The sequence below is a fragment of the Loktanella sp. PT4BL genome, assembly GCF_003201935.1.
Lineage (GTDB): Bacteria > Pseudomonadota > Alphaproteobacteria > Rhodobacterales > Rhodobacteraceae > Yoonia.
Genome location: NZ_QJJL01000007.1, coordinates 1 through 20,512 on the forward strand (window position 1 = coordinate 1; position 20,512 = coordinate 20,512).

22 protein-coding genes and 1 pseudogene are annotated in these 20,512 nt (G+C 58.4%); 8 read left to right on the forward strand and 15 right to left on the reverse strand.

What is annotated here, in order from left to right; translation table 11 throughout:
• On the reverse strand, positions 1-541 hold a 541-nt coding region (locus C7964_RS16405), incomplete at its 3' end, for a relaxase/mobilization nuclease domain-containing protein (protein WP_181417218.1).
• Entirely contained in the window at positions 528-1,121 is a 594-nt protein-coding gene (locus C7964_RS16410; RefSeq protein WP_110280748.1) for a transposase, read from the reverse strand. The genes C7964_RS16405 and C7964_RS16410, both read right to left, overlap by 14 nt.
• Before the next feature lie 361 nt (positions 1,122-1,482).
• Here C7964_RS16410 and istA point away from each other — a divergent pair, with 361 nt between their 5' ends.
• Both istA and istB read left to right on the forward strand, forming a co-directional pair.
• Positions 1,483-3,012, forward strand: coding sequence for an IS21 family transposase (gene istA, locus C7964_RS16415; protein WP_110280749.1), 1,530 nt, complete (start codon positions 1,483-1,485; stop codon positions 3,010-3,012).
• Positions 3,002-3,793 (forward strand): IS21-like element helper ATPase IstB, encoded by a 792-nt coding sequence (gene istB, locus C7964_RS16420; protein ID WP_110280750.1) that lies wholly within the window; start codon positions 3,002-3,004, stop codon positions 3,791-3,793. Before istA ends, istB begins: the two co-directional genes overlap by 11 nt.
• Positions 3,794-3,849: 56 nt before the next feature.
• Here the strand turns inward: istB and C7964_RS16425 are convergent, their stop codons facing one another.
• The 7 genes from C7964_RS16425 to C7964_RS16455 form a co-directional block, all read right to left on the reverse strand.
• Positions 3,850-4,092 (reverse strand): hypothetical protein, encoded by a 243-nt coding sequence (locus C7964_RS16425; protein ID WP_110280751.1) that lies wholly within the window; start codon positions 4,090-4,092, stop codon positions 3,850-3,852.
• 416 nt (positions 4,093-4,508) lie between these two features.
• Positions 4,509-5,027 (reverse strand): type II toxin-antitoxin system YhaV family toxin, encoded by a 519-nt coding sequence (locus C7964_RS16430; RefSeq protein WP_110280752.1) that lies wholly within the window; start codon positions 5,025-5,027, stop codon positions 4,509-4,511.
• Positions 5,024-5,350, reverse strand: coding sequence for a type II toxin-antitoxin system PrlF family antitoxin (locus C7964_RS16435; RefSeq protein ID WP_110280809.1), 327 nt, complete (start codon positions 5,348-5,350; stop codon positions 5,024-5,026). Before C7964_RS16435 ends, C7964_RS16430 begins: the two co-directional genes overlap by 4 nt.
• A 125-nt stretch (positions 5,351-5,475) precedes the next feature.
• A complete protein-coding gene (locus tag C7964_RS16440; protein ID WP_110280753.1) occupies positions 5,476-6,129 on the reverse strand; it encodes a DUF6927 domain-containing protein in 654 nt (217 codons plus the stop codon).
• Positions 6,129-6,722, reverse strand: a complete 594-nt coding sequence (locus tag C7964_RS16445; protein WP_110280754.1) for a regulator — start codon at positions 6,720-6,722, stop codon at positions 6,129-6,131. Before C7964_RS16445 ends, C7964_RS16440 begins: the two co-directional genes overlap by 1 nt.
• A 72-nt stretch (positions 6,723-6,794) precedes the next feature.
• Positions 6,795-7,451, reverse strand: coding sequence for a ParB N-terminal domain-containing protein (locus tag C7964_RS20025; RefSeq protein WP_110280755.1), 657 nt, complete (start codon positions 7,449-7,451; stop codon positions 6,795-6,797).
• A 150-nt stretch (positions 7,452-7,601) separates the two neighbouring features.
• On the reverse strand, positions 7,602-7,991 hold the full coding sequence (locus tag C7964_RS16455; protein ID WP_110280756.1) for a DUF3768 domain-containing protein: 390 nt from the start codon (positions 7,989-7,991) through the stop codon (positions 7,602-7,604).
• A gap of 504 nt (positions 7,992-8,495) precedes the next feature.
• Between C7964_RS16455 and C7964_RS16460 the strand changes: the two genes are divergently transcribed.
• Positions 8,496-9,077: a hypothetical protein gene (locus tag C7964_RS16460; protein ID WP_146214880.1), complete on the forward strand. Its 582-nt coding sequence runs from the start codon at positions 8,496-8,498 to the stop codon at positions 9,075-9,077.
• A 162-nt stretch (positions 9,078-9,239) separates the two neighbouring features.
• On the opposite strand, the gene C7964_RS16465 is transcribed toward C7964_RS16460, so the two are convergent.
• Complete coding sequence (locus C7964_RS16465; RefSeq protein WP_110280758.1) at positions 9,240-10,178, reverse strand: ArdC family protein; 939 nt, start codon at positions 10,176-10,178, stop codon at positions 9,240-9,242.
• A 49-nt stretch (positions 10,179-10,227) separates the two neighbouring features.
• Positions 10,228-10,689: a hypothetical protein gene (locus tag C7964_RS16470; protein WP_181417219.1), complete on the reverse strand. Its 462-nt coding sequence runs from the start codon at positions 10,687-10,689 to the stop codon at positions 10,228-10,230.
• Between the two features lie 530 nt (positions 10,690-11,219).
• Here C7964_RS16470 and C7964_RS16475 point away from each other — a divergent pair.
• Positions 11,220-11,666 (forward strand): RES family NAD+ phosphorylase, encoded by a 447-nt coding sequence (locus C7964_RS16475; RefSeq protein ID WP_110280760.1) that lies wholly within the window; start codon positions 11,220-11,222, stop codon positions 11,664-11,666.
• 135 nt (positions 11,667-11,801) lie between these two features.
• Here the strand turns inward: C7964_RS16475 and C7964_RS16480 are convergent, their stop codons facing one another.
• Complete coding sequence (locus C7964_RS16480) at positions 11,802-12,509, reverse strand: DnaA N-terminal domain-containing protein (protein WP_110280761.1); 708 nt, start codon at positions 12,507-12,509, stop codon at positions 11,802-11,804.
• Positions 12,510-12,879: 370 nt separating this feature from the next.
• Here C7964_RS16480 and C7964_RS16485 point away from each other — a divergent pair, with 370 nt between their 5' ends.
• Together C7964_RS16485 and C7964_RS16490 are read left to right on the forward strand one after the other, a co-directional pair.
• A complete protein-coding gene (locus tag C7964_RS16485) occupies positions 12,880-14,190 on the forward strand; it encodes an AAA family ATPase (RefSeq protein WP_110280762.1) in 1,311 nt (436 codons plus the stop codon).
• A complete protein-coding gene (locus C7964_RS16490; RefSeq protein WP_110280763.1) occupies positions 14,187-15,257 on the forward strand; it encodes a ParB/RepB/Spo0J family partition protein in 1,071 nt (356 codons plus the stop codon). Before C7964_RS16485 ends, C7964_RS16490 begins: the two co-directional genes overlap by 4 nt.
• Before the next feature lie 154 nt (positions 15,258-15,411).
• On the opposite strand, the gene C7964_RS16495 is transcribed toward C7964_RS16490, so the two are convergent.
• From C7964_RS16495 to C7964_RS16505, 3 genes and pseudogenes are all read right to left on the reverse strand, one after another.
• Positions 15,412-16,578 carry an ATP-binding protein gene (locus tag C7964_RS16495; protein ID WP_110280764.1) on the reverse strand — a complete coding sequence of 389 codons (1,167 nt, stop codon included), beginning with the start codon at positions 16,576-16,578 and terminating at the stop codon, positions 15,412-15,414.
• Positions 16,579-16,693: 115 nt separating this feature from the next.
• Positions 16,694-17,577 (reverse strand): annotated as a pseudogene (locus tag C7964_RS16500) (recombinase family protein).
• A gap of 60 nt (positions 17,578-17,637) precedes the next feature.
• A complete protein-coding gene (locus tag C7964_RS16505; protein WP_110280765.1) occupies positions 17,638-18,747 on the reverse strand; it encodes a tyrosine-type recombinase/integrase in 1,110 nt (369 codons plus the stop codon).
• Between the two features lie 113 nt (positions 18,748-18,860).
• Here C7964_RS16505 and C7964_RS16510 point away from each other — a divergent pair, with 113 nt between their 5' ends.
• Both C7964_RS16510 and scpB read left to right on the forward strand, forming a co-directional pair.
• Positions 18,861-19,754, forward strand: a complete 894-nt coding sequence (locus C7964_RS16510) for a DUF1403 family protein (protein ID WP_110280766.1) — start codon at positions 18,861-18,863, stop codon at positions 19,752-19,754.
• Between the two features lies 1 nt (position 19,755).
• Positions 19,756-20,334 (forward strand): SMC-Scp complex subunit ScpB, encoded by a 579-nt coding sequence (gene scpB / locus C7964_RS16515; protein ID WP_110280767.1) that lies wholly within the window; start codon positions 19,756-19,758, stop codon positions 20,332-20,334.
• The last annotated feature ends 178 nt before the right edge of the window (positions 20,335-20,512 follow it).

Consider the following 20,512-nt stretch of genomic DNA (forward strand, 5'->3'; position numbering starts at 1 on the left):
AGAACTCGCCTTCCTGCGAGCGGCGGTTCAGCACCAGATGCGCATGCGGGTGATCGCGGTCCTCATGCACCGCGATGATGTAGTCGAAATGCCCCGCGTCACTCTGGAAGAACCGCTCGGCCACATCCGTCGCGATGTCGCGCACATCCTCGCCCCGCGTGCCGATGGGGAAGGACATGAGCATGTGCGTGGTCTGACCGAGCTTTGGCTTGAAGCCCGCATCCCACCGCTTGGCAAAGCGCTCGGTCAGATCCTTGATGTCACCCGCCTCGAGCTTCGTCTTGCCATCCAGGAACCCGCTACTGTCGACGATATGGGTGGACTTGGTGGTGAGGTAATCGAGCTGGTTTGTGAGCTGTGATTTGGTATGCGTACCGCCGCCCCGGATCGCCTTGAAGACCGCCGGCCGATGCCCTGCTGCCGCGCGCGTAAGCTGAGTCTGCTTGGCCACATGCAGCCCCTGCATCGAACCCCGGATCCGGCTCCAGCCGTCCCGGAAGACCTCGCCTGTGACAGCGTCAACCGCATCATACAGCCGCATGGGCAAACTCCCTCAGCGCGGCCGTGGCCTCGAGCTGCATCGCGTCTCTCCGACGCCGCAGGAGCAGATCGATCTCGTCGGCGGAATCCAGGATGAACCGCGCCAACCCGCGCATCTGCGCAAGGCGCAATTCGGTGAACTCGGCACGCGTGCCACCATCAGCCCCCTGCCCCTGCCGGTTGGCCTTCGTCATCTGCTTGGCGATCTGCGCGACCCCATTGCCGACCTCGTGCAGCGAGGCGCGATAGCGCGCCATCTCGGCCGCCATCTGCGCGTCCGGCACGAACACCCCGCCTGCCGCCTGTATCAGCCGCCGCAGCCCCTCGGCCCGGCTCTCGATCCCGGCCTTCGCCAGCACCGCTTCGAGCGCCGCAAGATCCGCAGCCGTGACCTTCACACTGACCGCGGCGACCGGGATCGCGGCATCCACCTGGCGCTCGGCATCGGCTTTCAAGACGTAGCGCACGGCCCGCGATGTGACCTCGAAACGCTCAGCCAGCTCAGACGTCGACACACCCTCCGCGGCCTCGCGGACGATCTGCATCTTCTCGATCTCTGTCAGGCGTTTTGTTCGGGACATGCGGAAGAAAGACCCCCTATTTCCTGCCACCTTCCACCAAGGCTGCCCCCACCTTACGATAATATACCGCGCTGTCAATTATATACTTTCGTTGCATTCAGTCTCAGGCAGCCTTGGTGTCCGCTTCACGCCGCGGCCCGCAGGGACGCGGCTCTGCCGCCCTCACCACCGGGCGACCCACCTGTCCAATGGGTCCCCTTCCCCAGCCCCGCCCGAGGGTCTGGCCGAACACCCATGTGTTCGGACGGTGTTGATTCTCACTGAGAACTGACCCGGTAGCCCCATAAATTGTCACTGAGAATTGACCCATGTGAACACATTGCCCTGACGGTTTTGGTCAGGGAGACATGGAGTGATCGACATGGGATTTTTGAGTGTCATTCGACGTTGGGCATTGCGTGACAAAATGCCAATTCGCGAGATTGCCCGGCGGACGGGTTTGTCTCGGAATACAATCAAGAAGTATCTGCGCGAAGGTGTTTTAGAGCCGCAGTTCAAGACGCCAAAACGGCCGAGCAAGCTGGACCCATATGCGGATCGGTTGTCCGCTTGGCTTCTGATCCAAACCCGCAAGTCGCGTAAAGAGCGGCGCACGGTCAAGCAAATGCACGCTGATCTGGTGAAGCTGGGATACGACGGATCCTATGAACGCGTTGCGGCTTTTGCCCGGGCTTGGCGTGAAGATCGACATCGTGCTGAGCAGACAACCGGTCGGGGAACATTTGTTCCGTTGGTATTCCAGCCGGGGGAAGCTTTCCAATTCGACTGGAGCGAAGATTGGGCCAATATTGGCGGCGAACGGGTCAAGCTTCAGGTCGCCCATATCAAGCTGTCGCACAGTCGGGCGTTTTTGGTGCGCGCTTACCCGCTGCAAACGCATGAGATGCTGTTCGACGCTCATTGGCATGCATTCAGGGTGTTTGGTGGCGTTCCAGGCCGGGGCATCTACGATAATATGAAGACAGCTGTGGACCGCGTTGGCAAAGGCAAACAACGCGACATCAATGCGCGCTTCAAGGCGATGGCCAGCCACTACGTTTTTGAGCCTGAGTTTTGCAATCCTGCTGCGGGGTGGGAGAAGGGGCAGGTTGAGAAGAACGTGCAAGACGCCCGCAACCGCATGTGGCAGGTCATGCCGGTCTTTGCCGATCTGGCAGAGCTGAACCAGTGGTTGGAAGATCGCTGCATTGCCCTGTGGGCGGAGACACCGCACAAGGCCTTACCTGGTTCCATCGCCGATGTATGGGAGGCCGAGAAACCCATGCTGATGGCGCTGCCGCCTGCATTTGACGGCTTTATAGAACACAGCAAACGCGTGTCTCCAACGTGTCTGATCACCTTCGAGCGCAATCGCTACAGCGTGCCTGCCAGCTTTGCGAACCGCCGGGTGAGCCTGCATGTCTACCCTGAACAGCTTGTCCTTGTTGCAGAAGGCCAGACTGTTTGCACCCATGACCGGATCATCGATCGTTCTCATCGTAAGCCAGGCAAGGTCATCTACGACTGGCGTCACTATTTGGCTGTCATACAACGCAAGCCCGGTGCCCTGCGCAATGGTGCGCCGTTCACAGAGATGCCCGAGGCTTTCCGCCGCCTGCAAGACCACATGCTTCGTAAGGAAGGCGGTGACAGGGAAATGGTCGACATCCTGTCCTTGGTTCTACACCACGACGAAAGCGCTGTTTTGCGAGCCGTGGAGCTGGCTTTGGAAGCTGGGGTGCCGACCAAGACGCACATTCTAAACCTGCTGCACAGGTTGATTGATCCAAAGCGGACAGATCATCCAGAGATCGATCCACCAGATGCCCTCGCATTGGAAACCGCACCAAAGGCAAATGTGGATCGCTACGACGACCTCAGACAGGCAGGAGGAAAGCGCAATGCGTCATGATCCTGCAGGAGCTTCCATCGTCATCATGTTGCGCAGTCTCAAGCTGCACGGCATGGCGCATGCGGTCGATGATCTGGTTGCACAAGGTGCGCCGGCGTTTGAGGCAGCCACCCCCATGTTGTCTCAACTACTCAAGGCGGAAATGGCAGAACGAGAAGTGCGATCAATTGCCTATCACACGAAGGTGGCGCGCTTCCCGTCCTACAAGGATCTCGCTGGGTTCGACTTCAAATCTAGCGACATCAACGAAGCCACGGTCCGGCAACTACATCGCGGCGAGTTTATAGAAAACGCAGAAAACGTCGTTCTGATTGGCGGGCCTGGCACCGGCAAAAGCCATGTCGCCACGGCCATCGGCGTGCAGGCCATCGAGCATCACAGACGCAAGGTGCGCTTTTACTCGACCGTCGAACTGGTCAACGCATTGGAGCAGGAAAAGGCCCTTGGGAAGGCCGGGAAAATGGCTGAGATGCTCACGAAGATCGACTTGGTCATCCTTGACGAGCTCGGTTACCTGCCGTTCAGCCCGTCAGGCGGTGCGCTGCTGTTCCACCTTCTCAGCAAACTCTATGAGCGCACCAGTGTCATCATCACGACCAATCTCAGCTTCAGTGAATGGGCACAGGTCTTCGGCGACGCAAAGATGACAACAGCACTCCTCGATCGGCTCACACATCGCTGCCACATCCTCGAAACTGGCAACGACAGCTACCGCTTCAAGGCAAGCTCAGAGGCTGCAAAGAAAACATCAAAGGAGGCCACCACATTGACCAAAGCATAGCTGCCGATACATAACTAGAAGCGGGTCAAATCTCGGTGACAATACCGGGTCAGTTCTCAATGACATTCAACAGCCTTCGAAATATCCTCATTCCGGAGGGCAGTTTCGGCCAGAACATCCATCAAGCGATGAAAGAAATCAGGGTTTTCTGTTGCGCACAGATCGATCATACCCGTTCTGGAAAGCTGCGTGCAGTTATTCATCCAATGAACAAGATGCTCAGATAGCTCTGAATCACTCAGGCCGCGAAGATACAGCTGACGTGCTCCATACATCTGAATGGCATCCCTGATCATCATCCTTACGCACTCTCCTCTCACACCGGTTCCGAATGAATACACAGCGACACGTTCAAGACTTGCGAATTACCCAAATAAGTCAAGTTGTTCATCAGCCCTGCTGAACCACACCAGAAACGACCGTATTTCTAATTCTCTGGACTTCGGCCGACTTTTCGCTTCGGGCTGACAGGGGTCGTTGTAAAGCGAAAATCTAACGTCCGCTCCGTCCGCATCTTACCAGTTCGTACACGATGCAGCGAACGGCAGGTGTACGGATAGGGAGGGACTTCTGAGAATTTCATCGTACCAGCCATATGACACACCAATGTCTCCTATTTCACTTGGCCCAAGGGTGACGGGAGATTGAAACGCATAATCCCCCCCTACTGGCAGCCTTAGCGTGGGATTCCGCTCCTTCAGGCATTCGACCCCACTTACCGATCGGGCACCGCTTCAAGGGAAGTTTCGAACCGCTTGTCCGCCGCCGCCGCTTCTTTCAAGAGCGCGTCGAAATTGTCAGGTGGGTTGCCATCTTCCAGCATCCCTTTGAACGTCGCGTAGGCATCCGTCTTGCTGCCATAGGCGCGCAGGGTCTTGTCGTCGTTCACCCAGGCCACCACGATGACCTTTGCATCGCTGTTGAACCGGTAGAACAGCCGATACTGCTGGAAGAATTTCGCCCGGAACCAGTGCTTGCGGTGATCGCCGAGTGTGCCGCCTTGCCGGAAGGCGGCGGCACCCGGGTCCGCCGGTATGGCCTCGGTCACCAGCTTGAAGATTGCGGCCAGCCGTTTCGCGGAATTTTTCTTGCGCCAGGTCTTGGGATCGCGAGCCTTACGCGCCTCGACCTCCAGGATCAGCCCTTCGAGCTGGTCCAGAAAGAGCGGATGCGCATAAATCGACCATCCGTTTACGACAAGGGGCGCTTGGGCGGGCACGCTATCGCCGCTCATTCATCCTCGAGCGATAGCGGCGCATCCAGATCGACGTCAACGTCTCCGACCAGTGCTGCAAGACGGTCATGCAAAGCCCCATCGAACGCCCGAATGCGGTCCGGATGCGCCTTGATATCGGCCTCGACAAAATCGAGAAAGGCTCCAAGCGCAAGATCATCCTCGTCGCTGCGCACGGGCTCGATATAGACTCTGCCACTCGGCTCGGTGCAGTAGCGAATCTGGTCGCCCTTGCCCAGCTTGAGCTGTTTGCGCACACCGGCCGGCACGGTCGTCTGATACCGATCCGTGAGTTTCGAGACATCTTGTGCGAGGGCTGTCATGGCAGTCTCCTGAAAGAATGGGGTCTTTGCTGCCTGCGATAGGTAATGCATTTGCATTGCCTTGTCAAGATAAGCCGCAGGATCTGCTGTCGCCGGACAGGTCGATCAACTGTCCGGCGCAGCACCTAATTTCGTCCCGCGAGGTACTCCGCCAGCACCGGGCTGGCAGCACCCTTCGCGGAGCTGAGCAGCTCCGAGCCCGCAAGCGAGGCCTTAGACAGGCGTACGAGCCCACCAGTTTCCTCGATGCGGTAGCAGCGGCGCTTTTGCCGCCCGCGCCTGTAGTGGGTCGCGGTGACGATCTGGCATGTGCTGCCATCAGTGAGTGTCACAGGTGCTGCGAGTTTGATCTTGTCGCCTTCCTGGTAGTCTGGAATCGACGCCCAGTCCCGGCAGCGCTGGCGCCAGTCCTGGGCGTAGCCGTCCGGGTCTTTCAGGTCGGAGAGGAGCTCGATCAGCCCAAGGGGAGCCCGCGACTCGTTCGGGCCCGCGCTTTCCTCCATGTCCTTGTAGCCCCAGCAGCAGTCATCGTATCGGGTGAGGAAGACAGCCCCGAATGTGATCGAGCCGTCTGCATCGGTGACATAGGTCGCGTCCTCGACAGGGGTGCCGTCGAGATTGGTGACCCTTGCCGCCGCATACCAGGTGGAGCCGACCTTGCAGGCCTTGTCCAGTTCGGTTTTGCGCCTTTCGCCTTCGAAGGTACAAAGCCGGGTGATCTCCGCTTTCTCATCCGCGTAGGTTTTGACGCGGCCGTCGGTGTAGAAGAGCCAACCCATCACGCCACCCTCCGATCATCGAGTTCCATCAGGGCATCGAGCGGCACGCGGTAGGGCTGCATGGCGTCGAAATCCTCGCAATTGCCGCAGTTCTGCACGATCGCGAAGGTATCGCAGGCATCCTTAAGGATGACCCGGAAGGTGCCGCCGAGGCCCGAGGGCACCTCGTAGGTCCCGCCGATCAGATAGTCCGAGGCGCGACGCACGAAGACGCGGATGCTGTGGCCATCGGTGGCGAGCCGGATCGCCCCCTGCCCCCGGTCGATGAGCACCTGCACATCGTCGAGGATGTCGGTGTAGAACTGGCCGGTCAGATCGCGAAACGCCATGCGGCGCTGCGCCATCCAGTCGGTGTCGCGAAACGGGTTCATGCCGTCGGCGAAGGCGAAAGAGGGATCGGCCTGTTCGATGATGACGATGCGAGTGGTCGTGCCATCGATGCCGTTTGAGCGCAGATGCACGCCATTGCCAACGATGAGGATCAGGGCGGGCCTGTCCACGGGTCCGTTCCAGTTAGGCAGGAAGGTTTTGCAGGCGCGCGCATGTGCGATTTGCGCCGAGACAGCGGACGCAGAGAACTTGAGAATAGCCATGGGGATGTCTTTCCGTTGGGTGTGGGAGGGTCGACCCGCGCGGAGAATGCCTCGCACGGGTCGCGTGATGGCTCAGGCCGCTTGCGCGACCTCGCTGTCTGGCTCCGGGGCTTCCACCGTGGGCTCCGCCTCATCGAAGGCGACACCGGCGGTCTGCATCATCGGCGGGCACCAGGCGGCCACGGCAGCGCGCTGCGCGTCCGTGAGCGTGGCGAAGGGCTCGGCGAAGAGCTTGTCGCAGAAGGCGACGATCTCCTTCTTGCTTGACGAGGCCAGCGTCACCGCCTCCTGGGCGAGGCCCAGATCCTCGCCGAGGATCTTCAGGAGCCAGGCCTTCTTGAAGCGGTTGAACAGCGCCGCGTTCGGCGTCCAATGAGCCCGGATATCAGGCATGATCTCGATCTCGAAGTCATGCATCAGGCTGTCGCGCTGGCGGTCCCGTGCGAAGCAGGACTGCGTGGTGCTGGCGGACGCATAGGCGACGAGCTTGGCCTTGTCGGCGACCAGCTCGTTCAGCGCGGCATGACGGCGGCCACCAGCAAGCACGGCGTATTTGCCGTCGAGCTTCTGGACGAGTAGCGGCTGGAGCAGGCCCAGAACGGCGATGCTGGCCTTGAGATGCGCGGTGTTCTCGGGGTCATAGGTTTCCGGAGAATTGCTGCGCACATTGGCTGTATGAGCAGTCAGATCGCCAATGGCGACAGAAACGGGTTTGAAACTTGCGGTCATGGGATGTCCTTTTCGATGGGTATGGTGCGGCCCGCGCTCGCGCGTGACCAATCCCCGAGTTCGGGGATCAAAACGACAGAAGGCCCGTTTTGCCTTTTTAGGGGCAGCGGGCCTTCATCGTCTGGGCTGTCAGTAGGGGTGTCCCCTCCCCTACCAGTCGCGCGCCATCATGATGGTCAGCACGCGCGTGGTGGTCATGGGGTTGTCCGGGGTCTCGGCCCCGTAGCGAAAGTCGGAATCCGCTTCATACAGATCGATTTTCCAGAACACGGTCTCGCCGCGGACCGTGACCGACCCGAAATCATGCCATCCTTCGGGATCATTCTCGGGCTCGAACACATCAAACTCCCCGGCCGCCTTCACCGCCTCGGCTATGAAGCCGTCACCGGCCTCCATGAGCGAACGGGTCACATGCATCCTGCCCTGTATGGGCTGCACCGGCGACACTCCAAGGCACGCGAGCTTGCGAAACGCGTCGTTCTGCGCGGCGATCACACTCGGATCCGGGCATTCTGTCTGGGGCTGTGCGGTGATGGTCATAGGGCTCTCCTTTGAGAAGTTGAAACACCCTTCCCAAAGCCCGCTTTTTCTTTTCTGTTTGGCGGATGGAGCCAGACAGTACCAACAAGGAGCGCACCACTTCAGAAGCCCGCAGTCCAGATAAAACGGACCTTTGGGCAGTTGATCGGATTGGCTTCAGGCCATATGATCTATCTTCCGCAACATGTGAACCGCTGAATTTTAGGACCATAAGCAGAAAGGTATGAGGCTTCGATACGGATACCTGCTGGCCGGCGTTGCCTGGGCCCTTTTTTTGCACCGGTCGCAGCCTACTTCGTGCTCGCCGGCGTTGCTGGCATGCTATGGCTTTATGTTTTTGGCGATAATCCTTGGCCCTTAGCCACCGAATGGGTGCTCTTGACCACCGGCCTAGCGGTCTTCGTATCTATTGCAGCGGGCTGCATGTACGTCGCCTACAGGAATGGCCGAAAGAGAGAAATTGAGGCTAGGGAAGATGGAAGCCGGGAATGGAGGAGAGTTCTTTTGTGGACTCTCGTTCCATTAGGCTTGATTGCGATCACCGCCTTGGCCTTTTGGCAGCGCTCGATCCATCACGCCGGGACACTTGCAGCGATGGAGCAACGCGTAGCTGTCTTTGCAGACTTGTTGAACACGCGCCAGACCATCTCCGAGCTGACTGCGCGAACGACAGACAGTGGTGACTTGCAGGCAGTAATCGCAACCTCTGGGGGACGGTCAGGAACCTACAGGCTGCTTTGGCAGGTCAACAGCATGACCTATGGCGAAATACTGTCCAACGAAAAACAGGCCGTCGAGATCGGAAGCGCCAGAGAAGAGTTGGCTCTCGAGATCCTGATCGATGACGTCGCCAGAAGCTACCGGGACACGGTTCTCAAAGGGGGTGGTGTGCTTGTCGATGAACCCTTCCAGCTCTTCGTGACGCTTATGCCAGACGTCGATGAACAGGACATCGAGGCATGGCCTCCACATGAACGTTACCAATGGGAACAAGGCGTCTCACCGCTTCTCAGCATCAGGTCATTCGAATTTCCGATGCGTTTCAGTGTCGGTCGGGACGGTACCATTAACCATCTGGGACCTTGAGATTCAAGACACTCTGTTTTCATGGGAGTTTCCGCAGACAGTCTCGGCAGGCTCTGCGAAAAAAACGCTAGTCCCGTCTTCACTTGCGGAACGTCCGAAAGGCGCGAATGAATCGCGAGTTTGGGCTCGAAGCTGTCTTGCGGCAGTGCAGCGACTTTTCCGTCAGGCGGCCTCAGCGCTGTGCCCTCCGCTACCCGCCTCCGATCTGGCAATCAAGTAGTCACAGGCGCGCTGCGCATCGGCGGCGTGCTTGAAGATCGCGTTCTTGTCCAAGCGCAGGACCCGTAGCCAGTTGTAGAGGTAGGCCGCGTTCAACTCGAGCGTATGGGCCGTGAAGCCAAGTGTTTGCCCAAGGAACACGGAGGTCAATTCAGCGACGATCTCCTCGCGTGCGTAAGAAGTGTTGCCGAACTTCGAAAGACCAAAATCACGGTTCAGCCTATGGGGGGCTTTCGTGGCATGGGCCAGCTCATGTGCCCAGACCCCGTAGAAGTTCCGCGGGTTCTGAAACCGCGTGATGGAGGGCATGAAGACCTTGTCCACGGGCGGCAGGTAGTAGGCTTCCGTCCCTGTAAAGACCGTCGTGATGTCGATAGTATCGAAAAACGCCTGCATGTGCGGGATGGGCTCGGACGACGGATGTTCGGGCGTGGGCTCCGGGTCGGGGAAGAAGCTGTCGGGCAGACCCTCGATCTGGCAGGCATTGAAGACGCGGTAGGATTTCTGGAAGCGGAAACTGCGGGCCTCCTCGGAATGATCATCGCTCTCCGCGTGATCATCCTCGCCGCCACGCTCTTTCCGGCTTTGACCGTAATAAACGACGACAGAGGATTTTTCGCCCTTTCGGACTTTTGCGCCCAAAGCATTGGCCTGCGGCAGCGTCATCCAGAAGGGTGAGCTGTGGCCAACCATCACGGTCCGCATCGTTAGCAAGAAGTTGTTGACCCCCTGGTAGGGCTCACCGCCCACGCGCAGGGGGCGTGAGCTGCCGCCTGCCGTCCAGGGCTTGCGCCATGGCAAGACGCCGCGCTCGATGATGCGGATGATTTCGTTCGTGATGACCTCGGAGGCATCGAATTTGGGCGTGCGGGTTCGGGCCATTGCAGGCCTCCTTTCGAGTTTTGGTGAGAGTAATTGGTGATCAGGCTGACTAATGGGACCGCGGATCGTTGAGGATCCTCGCGCCGAGCCCTTCGACCATGTCGATGTAGGTGGTCAGCGGCACGGACCTGCCGGGACTTGAAGGTTCAGGATCGCTCGATCCGTCCCGCGCTACCCGCGGCAGGTTCGCGAAGGCGATGACGTCACTGATGGGTCGGATATCGATGAACGGGGTCCCCCGTGCGACCGCAAGAGTGGCCAAGGGAAAGCGCTCGATCGGCGCGAGGATCGAGACGGTGGACCAACCGAGATGGAAGAACGTGCCGCCGTCTCCGCAGATTACATGGGCATTCGGCAGCATCGCCGCCTGCCTAAGATAGCCGAAATCCCGCAGGACGGCCTCTCGTTCGAGCCGCTGAGCCAGTTTGGTCTGGCCAGTTCGGCGTAATTCTTTATGTCGCCGCCACGAGGCTGCGGTCGCGTGCAACACACGCAAAACACCTGTTTGCATCGGATTGCCCTTCATTAGGAAAGACAGACCGGAATCCGGTCCGAACCCGTCCGAGGAACCCCAAAGGCCCTCATCCGTCAGTCACAAAACCCGAAGAACACTTTCACTTTCTACGGGCCAATTGGACCGTGGTAACAGCCGAAGGTTTGATACAACTGCGGTTCCCGGTGATTTCAGGCAGCAAGTCCTGTTTGGGTACCAAGATCGGCAAAGTATATCGGCAACCCCGCCCCAACTGCCGCAGACCTTTTCATATTATCAATAACTTATCTGGTGCCTTGGATCGGCAAAAACCCCGCCTCCAGCCAAGTTGCAGGCCCAAAAATCAGGACTTCCGACGTTCAGAACAATGCAGGGTTACGGATAAAAATGGGAAACGGAGGCGCAGAACCTCCTGCCAAATTTAGTTTCAGCAATATAGCCGCTATACTCGGGTTTGACTGCCGAACTGCCATGCAACTCGTTCACGAAGGCAAAGCACAGCAGGTTTTGGAATACACCGACGTAGTCGACGCAGGCGTCTTCGCCTGATGCCTCTGAAGGGTGTCCGCTACACAGGACTGCTCTATCGTGCTCTAAACTCGGTTTATGCGCGCGAGCCTCTCTCGGGACGTGGCGCTGAACTCTACGGAGGGCGCCTTAATGCCAAGGGCATCCCTGCACTCTACACGGCGCTTGATCCCATGACGGCTCTCCGAGAGGCCAACCAGATCGGTAGCCTGCAACCCACGATTCTCGTGTCCTACATCGCCGATCTCGGCCCAGTTTTCGATACCCGCGATCAGGACGGACTAGAGCAATACGGAATGATAGAGGCTATGCTTGCCGACTCAGCATGGCGCATGAAGATGCTCGACAGCCTATCCCTGCCGACGTCGGATTTCGCCGACAACCTCATCGCTGCCGGGTTCGCAGGACTTCTGATCCGGAGTTTTGCGAAGGGCGCGTCGGCATCGGACTTCAACATCCTACTCTAGAGCTGGAACGGTGACGGCTGCAGCCTTGATGTCATGGACGACGAAAACCGATCCGTCACGGATGTGAACTGATTTTCCAGTCCTGTCATTGCTCTAAGCATCCGAAAGGTAGATCGCATTTGCAGCGCAGCATTATTACAGCACCTGCACCAAAATACGGCGGCGCGGTCCGAGTGTGGCTTCCACAGCCTCATTTACGAAGGCGATCAAATGAGTCTGGACATAGTGCGCGACAAACTGGTTGCGCGCATTGAGTACAACTGTTTCTTGGTCATCGTTGCCGAAGGTCAGCAGCGAAATCCAGTTGCGGTAGTGTTCTGGGTGCAATTCGCGCATCCGCTTGCAGGCTGCACGCCACGAATGATTTTCTGTCGCTGGGATATCATCGGTTTGGTTGTTTGCCGTCGCCTTAGTTCGAAAATCAACCGCGACAACCTTTGTTTCTTTCACGGGATTCGTTTGCACCATACGCTCAGAGAAGTCAGGACCAACATGATCCCAGTAAGGTTCCGACATGCGATAGATTTCAGGATAGTTCAGACGGTAGGCCCCTACCCTGCCCCGTACGCCTTGCCGCTTACAGATTACCATACGCTTCTCTGTCCAGAACTTGATCTCGCGCTTGACCGTGCGTTCTGTCACATTCCACATCCGGGCAAGATCACGTTGACCAACACAGAATTCATCTAGCCGCCAATTGTATCGTGCGGTGATCAACAGCAACAAACGCGACAGCGAGATATGGTGACGCGCATCTAGATGCAGCCCGGCAACTGATAACGCAGTCAATAAATCGTACTTTAATGAACTGGCTTTGACCCCAGTTAGCCGTTTCGCATCCATTGCGTTATCTCACTGTCTTGCCTCAAGCGCCGACGTTGTTGCCGATTCTGCTTGAATAATAGCAAGACACAAATTCCCGTTTTCTGTCAAGGACCTGCTAAGAGCGGGATTTTTTAACCCCGTCAATTATTTTTATAAAGAATAGGTTAAAATGGTTAAGGGGGACACCTCTGTGTCACCGTATTTAGGGTTTCGTGTCACCGTATCTCGAAAACTAACCGTTTGATGACACCAAATATAGAAAGAGATGAGGCAGTTTATCCCGTTCTCTTCGGGAAAAACGTAAAAACAGAGAATTTCAAATTTCTATTTTGCAGATTTTGCCAATTCCCGTTATTCACGACATTATAGTCAAAAACAAGAGCATGTCATGAGAACCCATTCCGACCTTCAAGCCATGAACGAGCGTAGCCTGACACAGCAAGCTGCAGTGCGCCGCGCGACTTTCTCTCCGGGCGAAGTAAAAACCCTGCGCCCCTTCTCGATATGGGAGATCAGCCAGTTCATGTTTGATGTCCCTGCTGACACCTTACGCAAGAAGCTCGCCGACGATCCCTCTTTACCCCAAGGAGTGACCGAGGATGATGGCCGCCAGCGCTGGTTCACGCTTGAAGAGATCAACGAGCTGCGACGCCGGGTTAAGTTTCGCGGCAAGACCTTGCTGCCCAGACGCCCCAAAGGTCGCGCGGTGCGCGTTGCTGTCAGCAATTTTAAAGGTGGTGTCGGCAAAACCGTTGTCGCGCAACACCTGGCCAATGCCGCAGCCCTTGATGGCTACCGTGTTCTTTGTGTGGATTTCGACCCACAGGCCACTCTCACTCACTCAATGGGTATCGTCGAGGTGAAAGAGTGGAACACAGTCTGGGGCATCATGTGCCGCGATCTGTGTCGTGAAGCGGACCGGATTACGGAAAGCTATGATGATCCTGATGATTGCCCCTACCCTTCTTCAAGTGAATTGCCCGAGGATGTGCAATCCATTGGCGCGCAGCGGTTTCAGGACTTCATCCAACCGACCTGCTGGCCTACCATCGATATCATCCCCTCTTGCGCCAACGCGGCCTTTGTCGAATTTGCCAGCGCCCAGTATCGCAGCCTTCATAAGGCTTGGAGCTTTTTTGGATGTGTGGCCCGCTATCTCGACGAACTACCAGATGACCAATACGATCTGATCATCTTTGATTGCCCGCCCGCGATTGGCTATCAGTCGCTGAATGCGGCTTTTGCATCCGACATTCTCTATATCCCGTCAGGCCCCGGCTATTGGGAGTATGACAGCACGACCAGCTATCTGGGCCAACTAGGTGATGCGATGGAGGATATTTCTGAGGGGTTTGGCGGGCTTGCCGATGACGCCGGGTTGACTTTGCCGAAATCCTTTATGGATGTGCGTTTGCTGATGACACGGTTTGAGGCCAACAATCCGCTTCATAACGCGATGATGGAGGCGTTCCGCAATGTCTTTGGAGCTGATGTCTGCCTGAACCCAATAGAGATGACCCGTGCCGTCGAACAATCAGGGCGCTTCCAGATGAGCGTCTATGAGCAGGACTATCGCCAGATGACCCGTGAGACATGGAAGCGCGCAAGGCAAAGCTTCGACCGTGCCTATAACGAATTCAAAACAACTGTGTTGAAGGCTTGGGATCAGGAAAACGCAAAACCAGAGGCGGATAAATGAGCAGCAAAAACAAATTCGGTTTCGATTCGATTGATACGCCCGCAAATCCAAAGCCACGTGAGCGCAGTGTTGGACCGATGGGCGCAGCGGTTCGTGATGCGGCGGAAAGCCTGCAGGAAACCACCGAGGTCAAGATTGAACAGCGGCGTCAGAATGCCAGTGACGCCAAGGCATACCGTGAGGCGCAAGAGGCCGGGCGCGTTTTGTCGGCTGTACCGCTCGCGGATGTGCTGACAAGTGATCTGCCGCGCGACAGGCTTGATCTTGAGGGTGTCGCTGCCTCGATCGAAATGGAAGAGTTGAAAGCGTCGATCAAGGAACGCGGTCAGAAAGAGCCGGTGGAGCTATACCGTGATGCGGCGGGAAATTTGCAGTTGAAGAAAGGTTGGCGGCGCTACACGGCCTTGTCGCAGCTATTCGCCGAAACCGGTCATTCGGCCTTTGCTACCGTGATTGCGCGAATTGATGTTGGGCAGGGGGACCGGCTCACGCGTTACATAGATATGGTCGAGGAAAATGTTGTGCGCGAAGACCTGAGCTTTGCAGAGATGGCACAGGTTGCCATCCTTGCAGCGCAGGATGCCGAGACCGATGAGCTTGATCCCGATGCCATGGTGCCGCGGCTTTATGCATCGCTCCATAAAGTCAAACGGTCTTATATCCGCAGCTTTGTGTTTTTGCTTTGTGCGCTTGAGGATGATCTGAAGTGGCCCAAGGCGGTGCCGCGCAATCTAGGTGTGGATGTGGCGCGCGTGCTCAAGTCTGTCGAGAGTGCGGCGGATCTGCGGGCGCAATTGCGGACTTGCGGCGGTGCCGACGAACAGAATGCTGTGCTGACCAAATTTCTGGAGGCCAAGCCAAATGTTGCCACCAGCACTCCGCCCGTTGAACGGAAAGAAAAGCGCGAATTTCATGTGGGCGATATGAAGGTAACGGCGCGTAAAGGGGAGTGCCGGATCGTCGCGGACGATGATTTTGCAGGGTTGCCGAAAGCGCAGCTGGAATATGCGGTGCAGGCATTCCGACGTGCCTTGCGTGAGAATGACCCCAAAATAAAGTCCCTGTGACCTTTGATCTGGGGGTTACCCACGGGTAACCCCTTGTTGCCGGCGCTGAAGGAAAGACGGCGGTTACCCACGGGTAACCGCCGTTTTGCTTGCGAAGCGGGTAGATGAATAGCAGCCGTGGATTAATGGCAAGCTCGTACTTTCAGGGAGGGGATTACCCGATTGCGCGAAGCTGAACGATGCCCTGTTGCAATGGCATTGCCCGGATGTCCTCTGCCACTGGGACATCCCGCTCCCCGGCGTAGATCAGCAGTTTTCGGTTGGCGCTGACGTCTTCTGCGCCGGTGTGGAAACCACGAGAAACCTTCGGCGCAGTCGTGCGCTTGATCTCGACGGCCCAGATGTCGCCACGAGGCAAACGCAGAACCAGATCAAGTTCGGCTCCGGCAGAGGTGCGATAGAAGAAGGGTTGGGTGCCGACAGGCGCCGCGGCTAGAAGAGCCTCGATGCAGAACCCCTCCCAACTGCCACCAACAACCGGGTGCCCAAGTAAGTCCTCGGTCGTACGAATATTCAACAGAGCGTGCACGATTCCGCTGTCCCGGACATAGACCTTTGGTGATTTCACAAGACGCTTCCCGACATTCTCATGCCAGGGCTGCAGTCGCCGCACCAGCATGAGATCGACGAGCAGATCAAGATAACGACCGACAGTTTGGCCCGACACACCGAGCCCCTCTGCGAGGGCTGCAGCATTCAACAGGCCGCCTTGCACATGCGCCAACATGGTCCAGAAGCGACGCAAGGTTGCGGCCGGAATACGCGGCCCGAGGGCGGGTATGTCGCGTTCCAGATATGTGCGCAGGAAATCTAGACGCCAGTCCATGCTGGCCTGATCGCTGGCAGCCAAGAAACTGTCAGGAAAGCCACCACGTAACCAGAGCGCATTCAACTGATCAGCCCCAACCTCGGTAAGTTGCAGCGGGGGCATTTCGATATACCGGACCCTTCCAGCGAGTGACTCTGCCGATTGTTGCAGCAGAACATTGGAGGCTGACCCCAAAAGCAGAAACTGCCCCGTACGAAACCCAGCTCGCCTGCGTTGGTCGATCTGACCACGCAGGCTCTTGAAGAGGCCGGGCATCTGCTGCACTTCGTCGAGGATGACGAGTTTTCCCTTTTGTTCATCTAGATAGAGATCTGGTTCGGTCAGGATCTGCCTGTCCGCGTCACGTTCAAGATCAAGGTATACCGATGGTTGCTTTGAGGCGATGTCGAAAGCAAGCGTGGTCTTCCCGACCTGCCGGGGACCGAGGAGCACAACAGCGGCTTGGTTCTCCAGCGCGGATTGCACAAGTTGATGAGTTTGGCGCATATACATACCTTGCAATTACTCCATCAGATGGAAGTTTTGCAAGGTTAAATTATTGTGCAGCTAACGTTCCAGCCCAATTTGTGAATTAGCCTGAAGTGACGAACAGGCTTTACGCCAAACCTCACTTCAACAACCCAGTTCGCTCCGCCCGTTCCAGCAGCATCTTCACGGACGACGGCTGCCAACTCGTGCGTCCACGTGGTGTACGTTCGCGCATCGCCTCTAGACGGTCACAGATCGCCTGCAACGTGATTTCAGGGTCCGCGCCCTTTATGCCTGCGACGATGGCAGGCAAGCGGTCGTCGATTTCGCGCCGTCCAGCACGGTCCAGCACCTCGGGGGGAAGGAACCCATCGCGCACGTAGGTTTTCACAGCGCGCCGTAGACGGCTCTGTGTCCAGTGCTGATGATGGGGCAGGGGGCGTTGATGATCCGCAACACGTCTTCCCAGGCCATATCGGGCCGCAGGCGGCGTACGTGGGGCACCCAATCCTGCGCGGTCTCATTCAGGCGCTCCATGTCGCCGTCCTGTCGCGCCAGCCGGACCTTGCGCACTGCGGCGGGGTCCTTGGTGCGAAGTCCAGGGTTGCCGCCTACGCGCCCTTTGGCGCGTGCCGACGCCAGCCCCGCCTTGGTGCGTTCGCGGATCAGCGCTCGTTCGAACTCGGCCGCGGCACCCAGAACCTGCAACGTGAACTTGCCTTGCGGCGATGCCGTGTCGATCGGGTCCTGTAGGGACCGGAAGAATGCGCCCTTGGCCTCCAGCCGGTCAATTACTTCCAGCAAGTGCGACAGAGACCGCGCAAGCCGGTCGATCCGCACGACGACCAGCGTGTCGCCGCTCTGGACGCGTTCGAGCACACGCGCAAGCACCGGACGCGCGCGGTTGCCGCCTGAGCCGTGCTCTTCGAAGATCTCGATGCATCCCGCAGTTTGAAGCGCCTCAGACTGGGGCAGGGGGGTCTGCTCCTCTGTGGAAACGCGGGCATAGCCTATCAGGGGCATGAAATCGGGCCGTTTGCAATTTAAGGTATCGCTACTAAACGACCAATTGCAGACGGAGGCCTATAGCCCTGCGGCTCTGGTAAGGTTCACCCGGAACCGGTCGCGGCGGCGCTGGTAGCGGCGGGTCATCTCCGCGGACGCGTGGCCGAGCTGCTTCTGCACATAGCGTTCGTCGACTTCGGCAGAGCTAGCGAGACCGGCGCGCAGGGAGTGGCCGGAGAAGCGTGCGAGGCGGTCCTTCTCGGGCAGCTCAGATCGGATGCCTGCGTCCATGACCGTACGCTTGATCAAACGCGCGACATGCTTGTCGTTTAGTCTCTTTACAGAGGCCCTTTTGCCATCGCGAGAAGTGCCCACGAAGATAGGACCGAAGTCGATCTTCGCGAAGTGCAGCCATTGCGTGAGCGCGTGGATGGGACACGTCTGATCCTTGGAGCCGCGGCCTATCTCGACCACGCGCCAGCCGGACTTGGCATTGAGGGTGAGCAGGGCACCCTTGTCAAAGATCTCGATCCAGCCGCCAGAATCCGGCGTGTCGTCCTTGTGCACATCAAGACTGACGATTTCCGAGCGGCGGAGGCCTCCGGCATAGCCTAGCAGCAGGATGGCCCGATCTCGCAACCCGCGCAGATCGAAGGGCAGGGTGGTGACCATCGCGAGGATGTCCTCTGCCAAAATCGCCTCCTTCTGCACGGGCGGCCGCGCATGCTTGCGCTTGATCCCGGCCAGTACGGTGGCGATGTGGCGGTTCTTGCGATCAAGGGTGAAACCACGCTGCGCATAGTTCCAGGCGAGGCCCGACAAGCGCCGGTCGATGGTGGTGACCGAGAGGGCAGGGGAAGGGGGTGAGCCGGACGCCAGGTCTGCGAGGTAAAGCCCGATCATCTCAGGCGAGGGCGGCAGCGGCTCGGCACCCTTCATCCGGCACCAGCGCGTGAAATGCGCCCAGTCCTTGGCGTAGGCCTTCAACGTGTTGTCCGAGGCCGCAGCGCGGGCATAGTCGCGGGCGGTGTCGACCAGGCGATCGAGCGTGCCAGAGCCGGCGACAAAGGACGGCAGGCTCAAGGCCTCGCCGTCAGGGCGATCTCTCTCGTTGTCCTCGTTGGGCGAATACCCGTTTGTCGGCTTTGAGCGCGACTTCGCATGGTTTTCTGACATGTCGTTGAGCATATCTTCTTATGTCCGATAATGCAAACTTATTGGACATAACCGTGAGCGGTAAAGTGAGGCGGTTAGATCGTTATTTTCTGGCAGAAAGCGCCGCGCTGATGTAGGCATCACGCATGACTTTTGCCCGGCCAGATCACATCAACGACGTCGACACCTTACCCCGGGTGCCTGCCTGGGTCACCTCCACGCGTGCTGAAACCCTTGAGGATGTTGCGTTTTTGTCGGGCTCGGCATTGAGCCACCTGCATCTTGTGTTGGGACGCCACGAGGTGCCCCAAGCCTTGTTGAGGGATCGTCTGGCCCTAAAGGCCGCCGAAGCCTGTATGGTCTTTTCTGGACGGCCTGAACGGGCAGGGGAGCTGCGCGACGCGGTGCACCTCCTGCGCCCCGGCGATCTACTCGGGCCGGCGGGCGAAACCTATCAGCGTTGGCGGCGCGGGATCAAGCGGCCGGTTTCGATGAAGCAGCTGCATCGGGCCTTGCCTGAGTTTGAACCTGACCAGATCGCGAACTGGCTCGACCAGTGCGGCGTGGGGCAGGGGGCACCGGTTGCGCGCGCCGCCTCCGTTTTGGAAACCATCATGACGGATGTGCCCCGCGCCGAAGTGCCGGCGCTGATTTTGGCGGACGCGGCCTTGGCACAGGCGCTTGGTTGGGATCATCTGGTGCCGCTGCTGTCTTTGAGTCTGAAGCGTGCCGACCTTTATAAGCGCGGCGAAGAGTTGCGGCTGGCCTGTCACCGTGCCGTGATCCCATCGGCGATCGAGGCGGTGCGCTTGGCCACCGATCTGGCGCGCCGTGCTGCCCACTTGAAGGCGGACGCGCCGAAACTGCGCGCCAAAGGGGCAGGGCAGGCGGTCGAGATATTCCTGACCCGCGATGCGGTCGCGGCCTCTGCGTTACCTTTGCCGGACCGTGCCGCGCGACGGCTTTGCGACCGGCTGGTTGGATTGGGTGCGGTGCGCGAGTTGACCGGGCGTGACACCTTCCGACTGTACGGGGTGTAAGATGGCAGAGTTTGATCGCGAACTGGCCGACCTGCCGCCGGAGCTGCGCTGGCGTGAATGGATGCGCCGAATTGAGGCGGTGCTCTTTGCCTCTGCCTCGCCGGTGCCGCGCGACGACCTGGCGCGCGTGGTGGGGCAGGGGGCCTCGGTCGATCTGCTGGTCGAGGACCTCACCGCCGATCTGGAGGGGCGGGCATTCGAGATCGCTCAAGTCGCCGGCGGCTGGATGTTCCGGACCCGGGCGGCCTACGCGCCCGCGATCCGCGCCACGGCGGATCGCGGGGATCAGATGCTGGATCTGAATGAATTCGACGTCGCGGTGCTGGCCGCCATTGCCTACCACCAGCCGATCACCCGCGATGGGCTCAAAGACATTTTCGGTAAGGAGATCAGCCGCGAGTTGATTGGGCGACTGCATGCACGCGACCTCATCAGAACCGGGCCGCGAAGCCCCCGCCGAGGCGCACCCTACACATTTGTCACGACCGCGCAGTTCCTTGTCGCGTTCGGGCTCGAGAGCCTGCTCGATCTTCCAGATCGTGAGCAGTTGGCGGATGCTGGCGTTGTGGCGGAAGGATGACGCTTGTCCACGACGGCCACCATCATAGCAATATTCATGAGTTATTGAAAGGCATCAAATAATTCACGATGAACTCGGCGGAGAGGATTGGCGGATAGGTGGTCAAAGCCGCGAGTGGTCTTCCAATCGACAAGACCGTCGCAATCACGGCGTGTTGATTTCGGCTTCGAGCCTTGCG

Coding starts and splice junctions, on each gene's coding strand:
- C7964_RS16455 (WP_110280756.1), bottom strand. CDS start 7,991: ATGACCATCACCGCACAGCCCCAGACAGAATGCCCGGATCCGAGTGTG.
- C7964_RS16470 (WP_181417219.1), bottom strand. CDS start 10,689: ATGCAAACAGGTGTTTTGCGTGTGTTGCACGCGACCGCAGCCTCGTGG.
- C7964_RS16480 (WP_110280761.1), bottom strand. CDS start 12,509: ATGGATGCGAAACGGCTAACTGGGGTCAAAGCCAGTTCATTAAAGTAC.
- C7964_RS20025 (WP_110280755.1), bottom strand. CDS start 7,451: ATGACCGCAAGTTTCAAACCCGTTTCTGTCGCCATTGGCGATCTGACT.
- C7964_RS16495 (WP_110280764.1), bottom strand. CDS start 16,578: ATGTATATGCGCCAAACTCATCAACTTGTGCAATCCGCGCTGGAGAAC.
- istA (WP_110280749.1), top strand. CDS start 1,483: ATGGGATTTTTGAGTGTCATTCGACGTTGGGCATTGCGTGACAAAATG.
- C7964_RS16475 (WP_110280760.1), top strand. CDS start 11,220: ATGCCTCTGAAGGGTGTCCGCTACACAGGACTGCTCTATCGTGCTCTA.
- istB (WP_110280750.1), top strand. CDS start 3,002: ATGCGTCATGATCCTGCAGGAGCTTCCATCGTCATCATGTTGCGCAGT.
- C7964_RS16440 (WP_110280753.1), bottom strand. CDS start 6,129: ATGGGTTGGCTCTTCTACACCGACGGCCGCGTCAAAACCTACGCGGAT.
- C7964_RS16510 (WP_110280766.1), top strand. CDS start 18,861: ATGACTTTTGCCCGGCCAGATCACATCAACGACGTCGACACCTTACCC.
- C7964_RS16465 (WP_110280758.1), bottom strand. CDS start 10,178: ATGGCCCGAACCCGCACGCCCAAATTCGATGCCTCCGAGGTCATCACG.
- C7964_RS16430 (WP_110280752.1), bottom strand. CDS start 5,027: ATGAGCGGCGATAGCGTGCCCGCCCAAGCGCCCCTTGTCGTAAACGGA.
- scpB (WP_110280767.1), top strand. CDS start 19,756: ATGGCAGAGTTTGATCGCGAACTGGCCGACCTGCCGCCGGAGCTGCGC.
- C7964_RS16425 (WP_110280751.1), bottom strand. CDS start 4,092: ATGATGATCAGGGATGCCATTCAGATGTATGGAGCACGTCAGCTGTAT.
- C7964_RS16490 (WP_110280763.1), top strand. CDS start 14,187: ATGAGCAGCAAAAACAAATTCGGTTTCGATTCGATTGATACGCCCGCA.
- C7964_RS16445 (WP_110280754.1), bottom strand. CDS start 6,722: ATGGCTATTCTCAAGTTCTCTGCGTCCGCTGTCTCGGCGCAAATCGCA.
- C7964_RS16505 (WP_110280765.1), bottom strand. CDS start 18,747: ATGCTCAACGACATGTCAGAAAACCATGCGAAGTCGCGCTCAAAGCCG.
- C7964_RS16485 (WP_110280762.1), top strand. CDS start 12,880: ATGAGAACCCATTCCGACCTTCAAGCCATGAACGAGCGTAGCCTGACA.
- C7964_RS16435 (WP_110280809.1), bottom strand. CDS start 5,350: ATGACAGCCCTCGCACAAGATGTCTCGAAACTCACGGATCGGTATCAG.
- C7964_RS16410 (WP_110280748.1), bottom strand. CDS start 1,121: ATGTCCCGAACAAAACGCCTGACAGAGATCGAGAAGATGCAGATCGTC.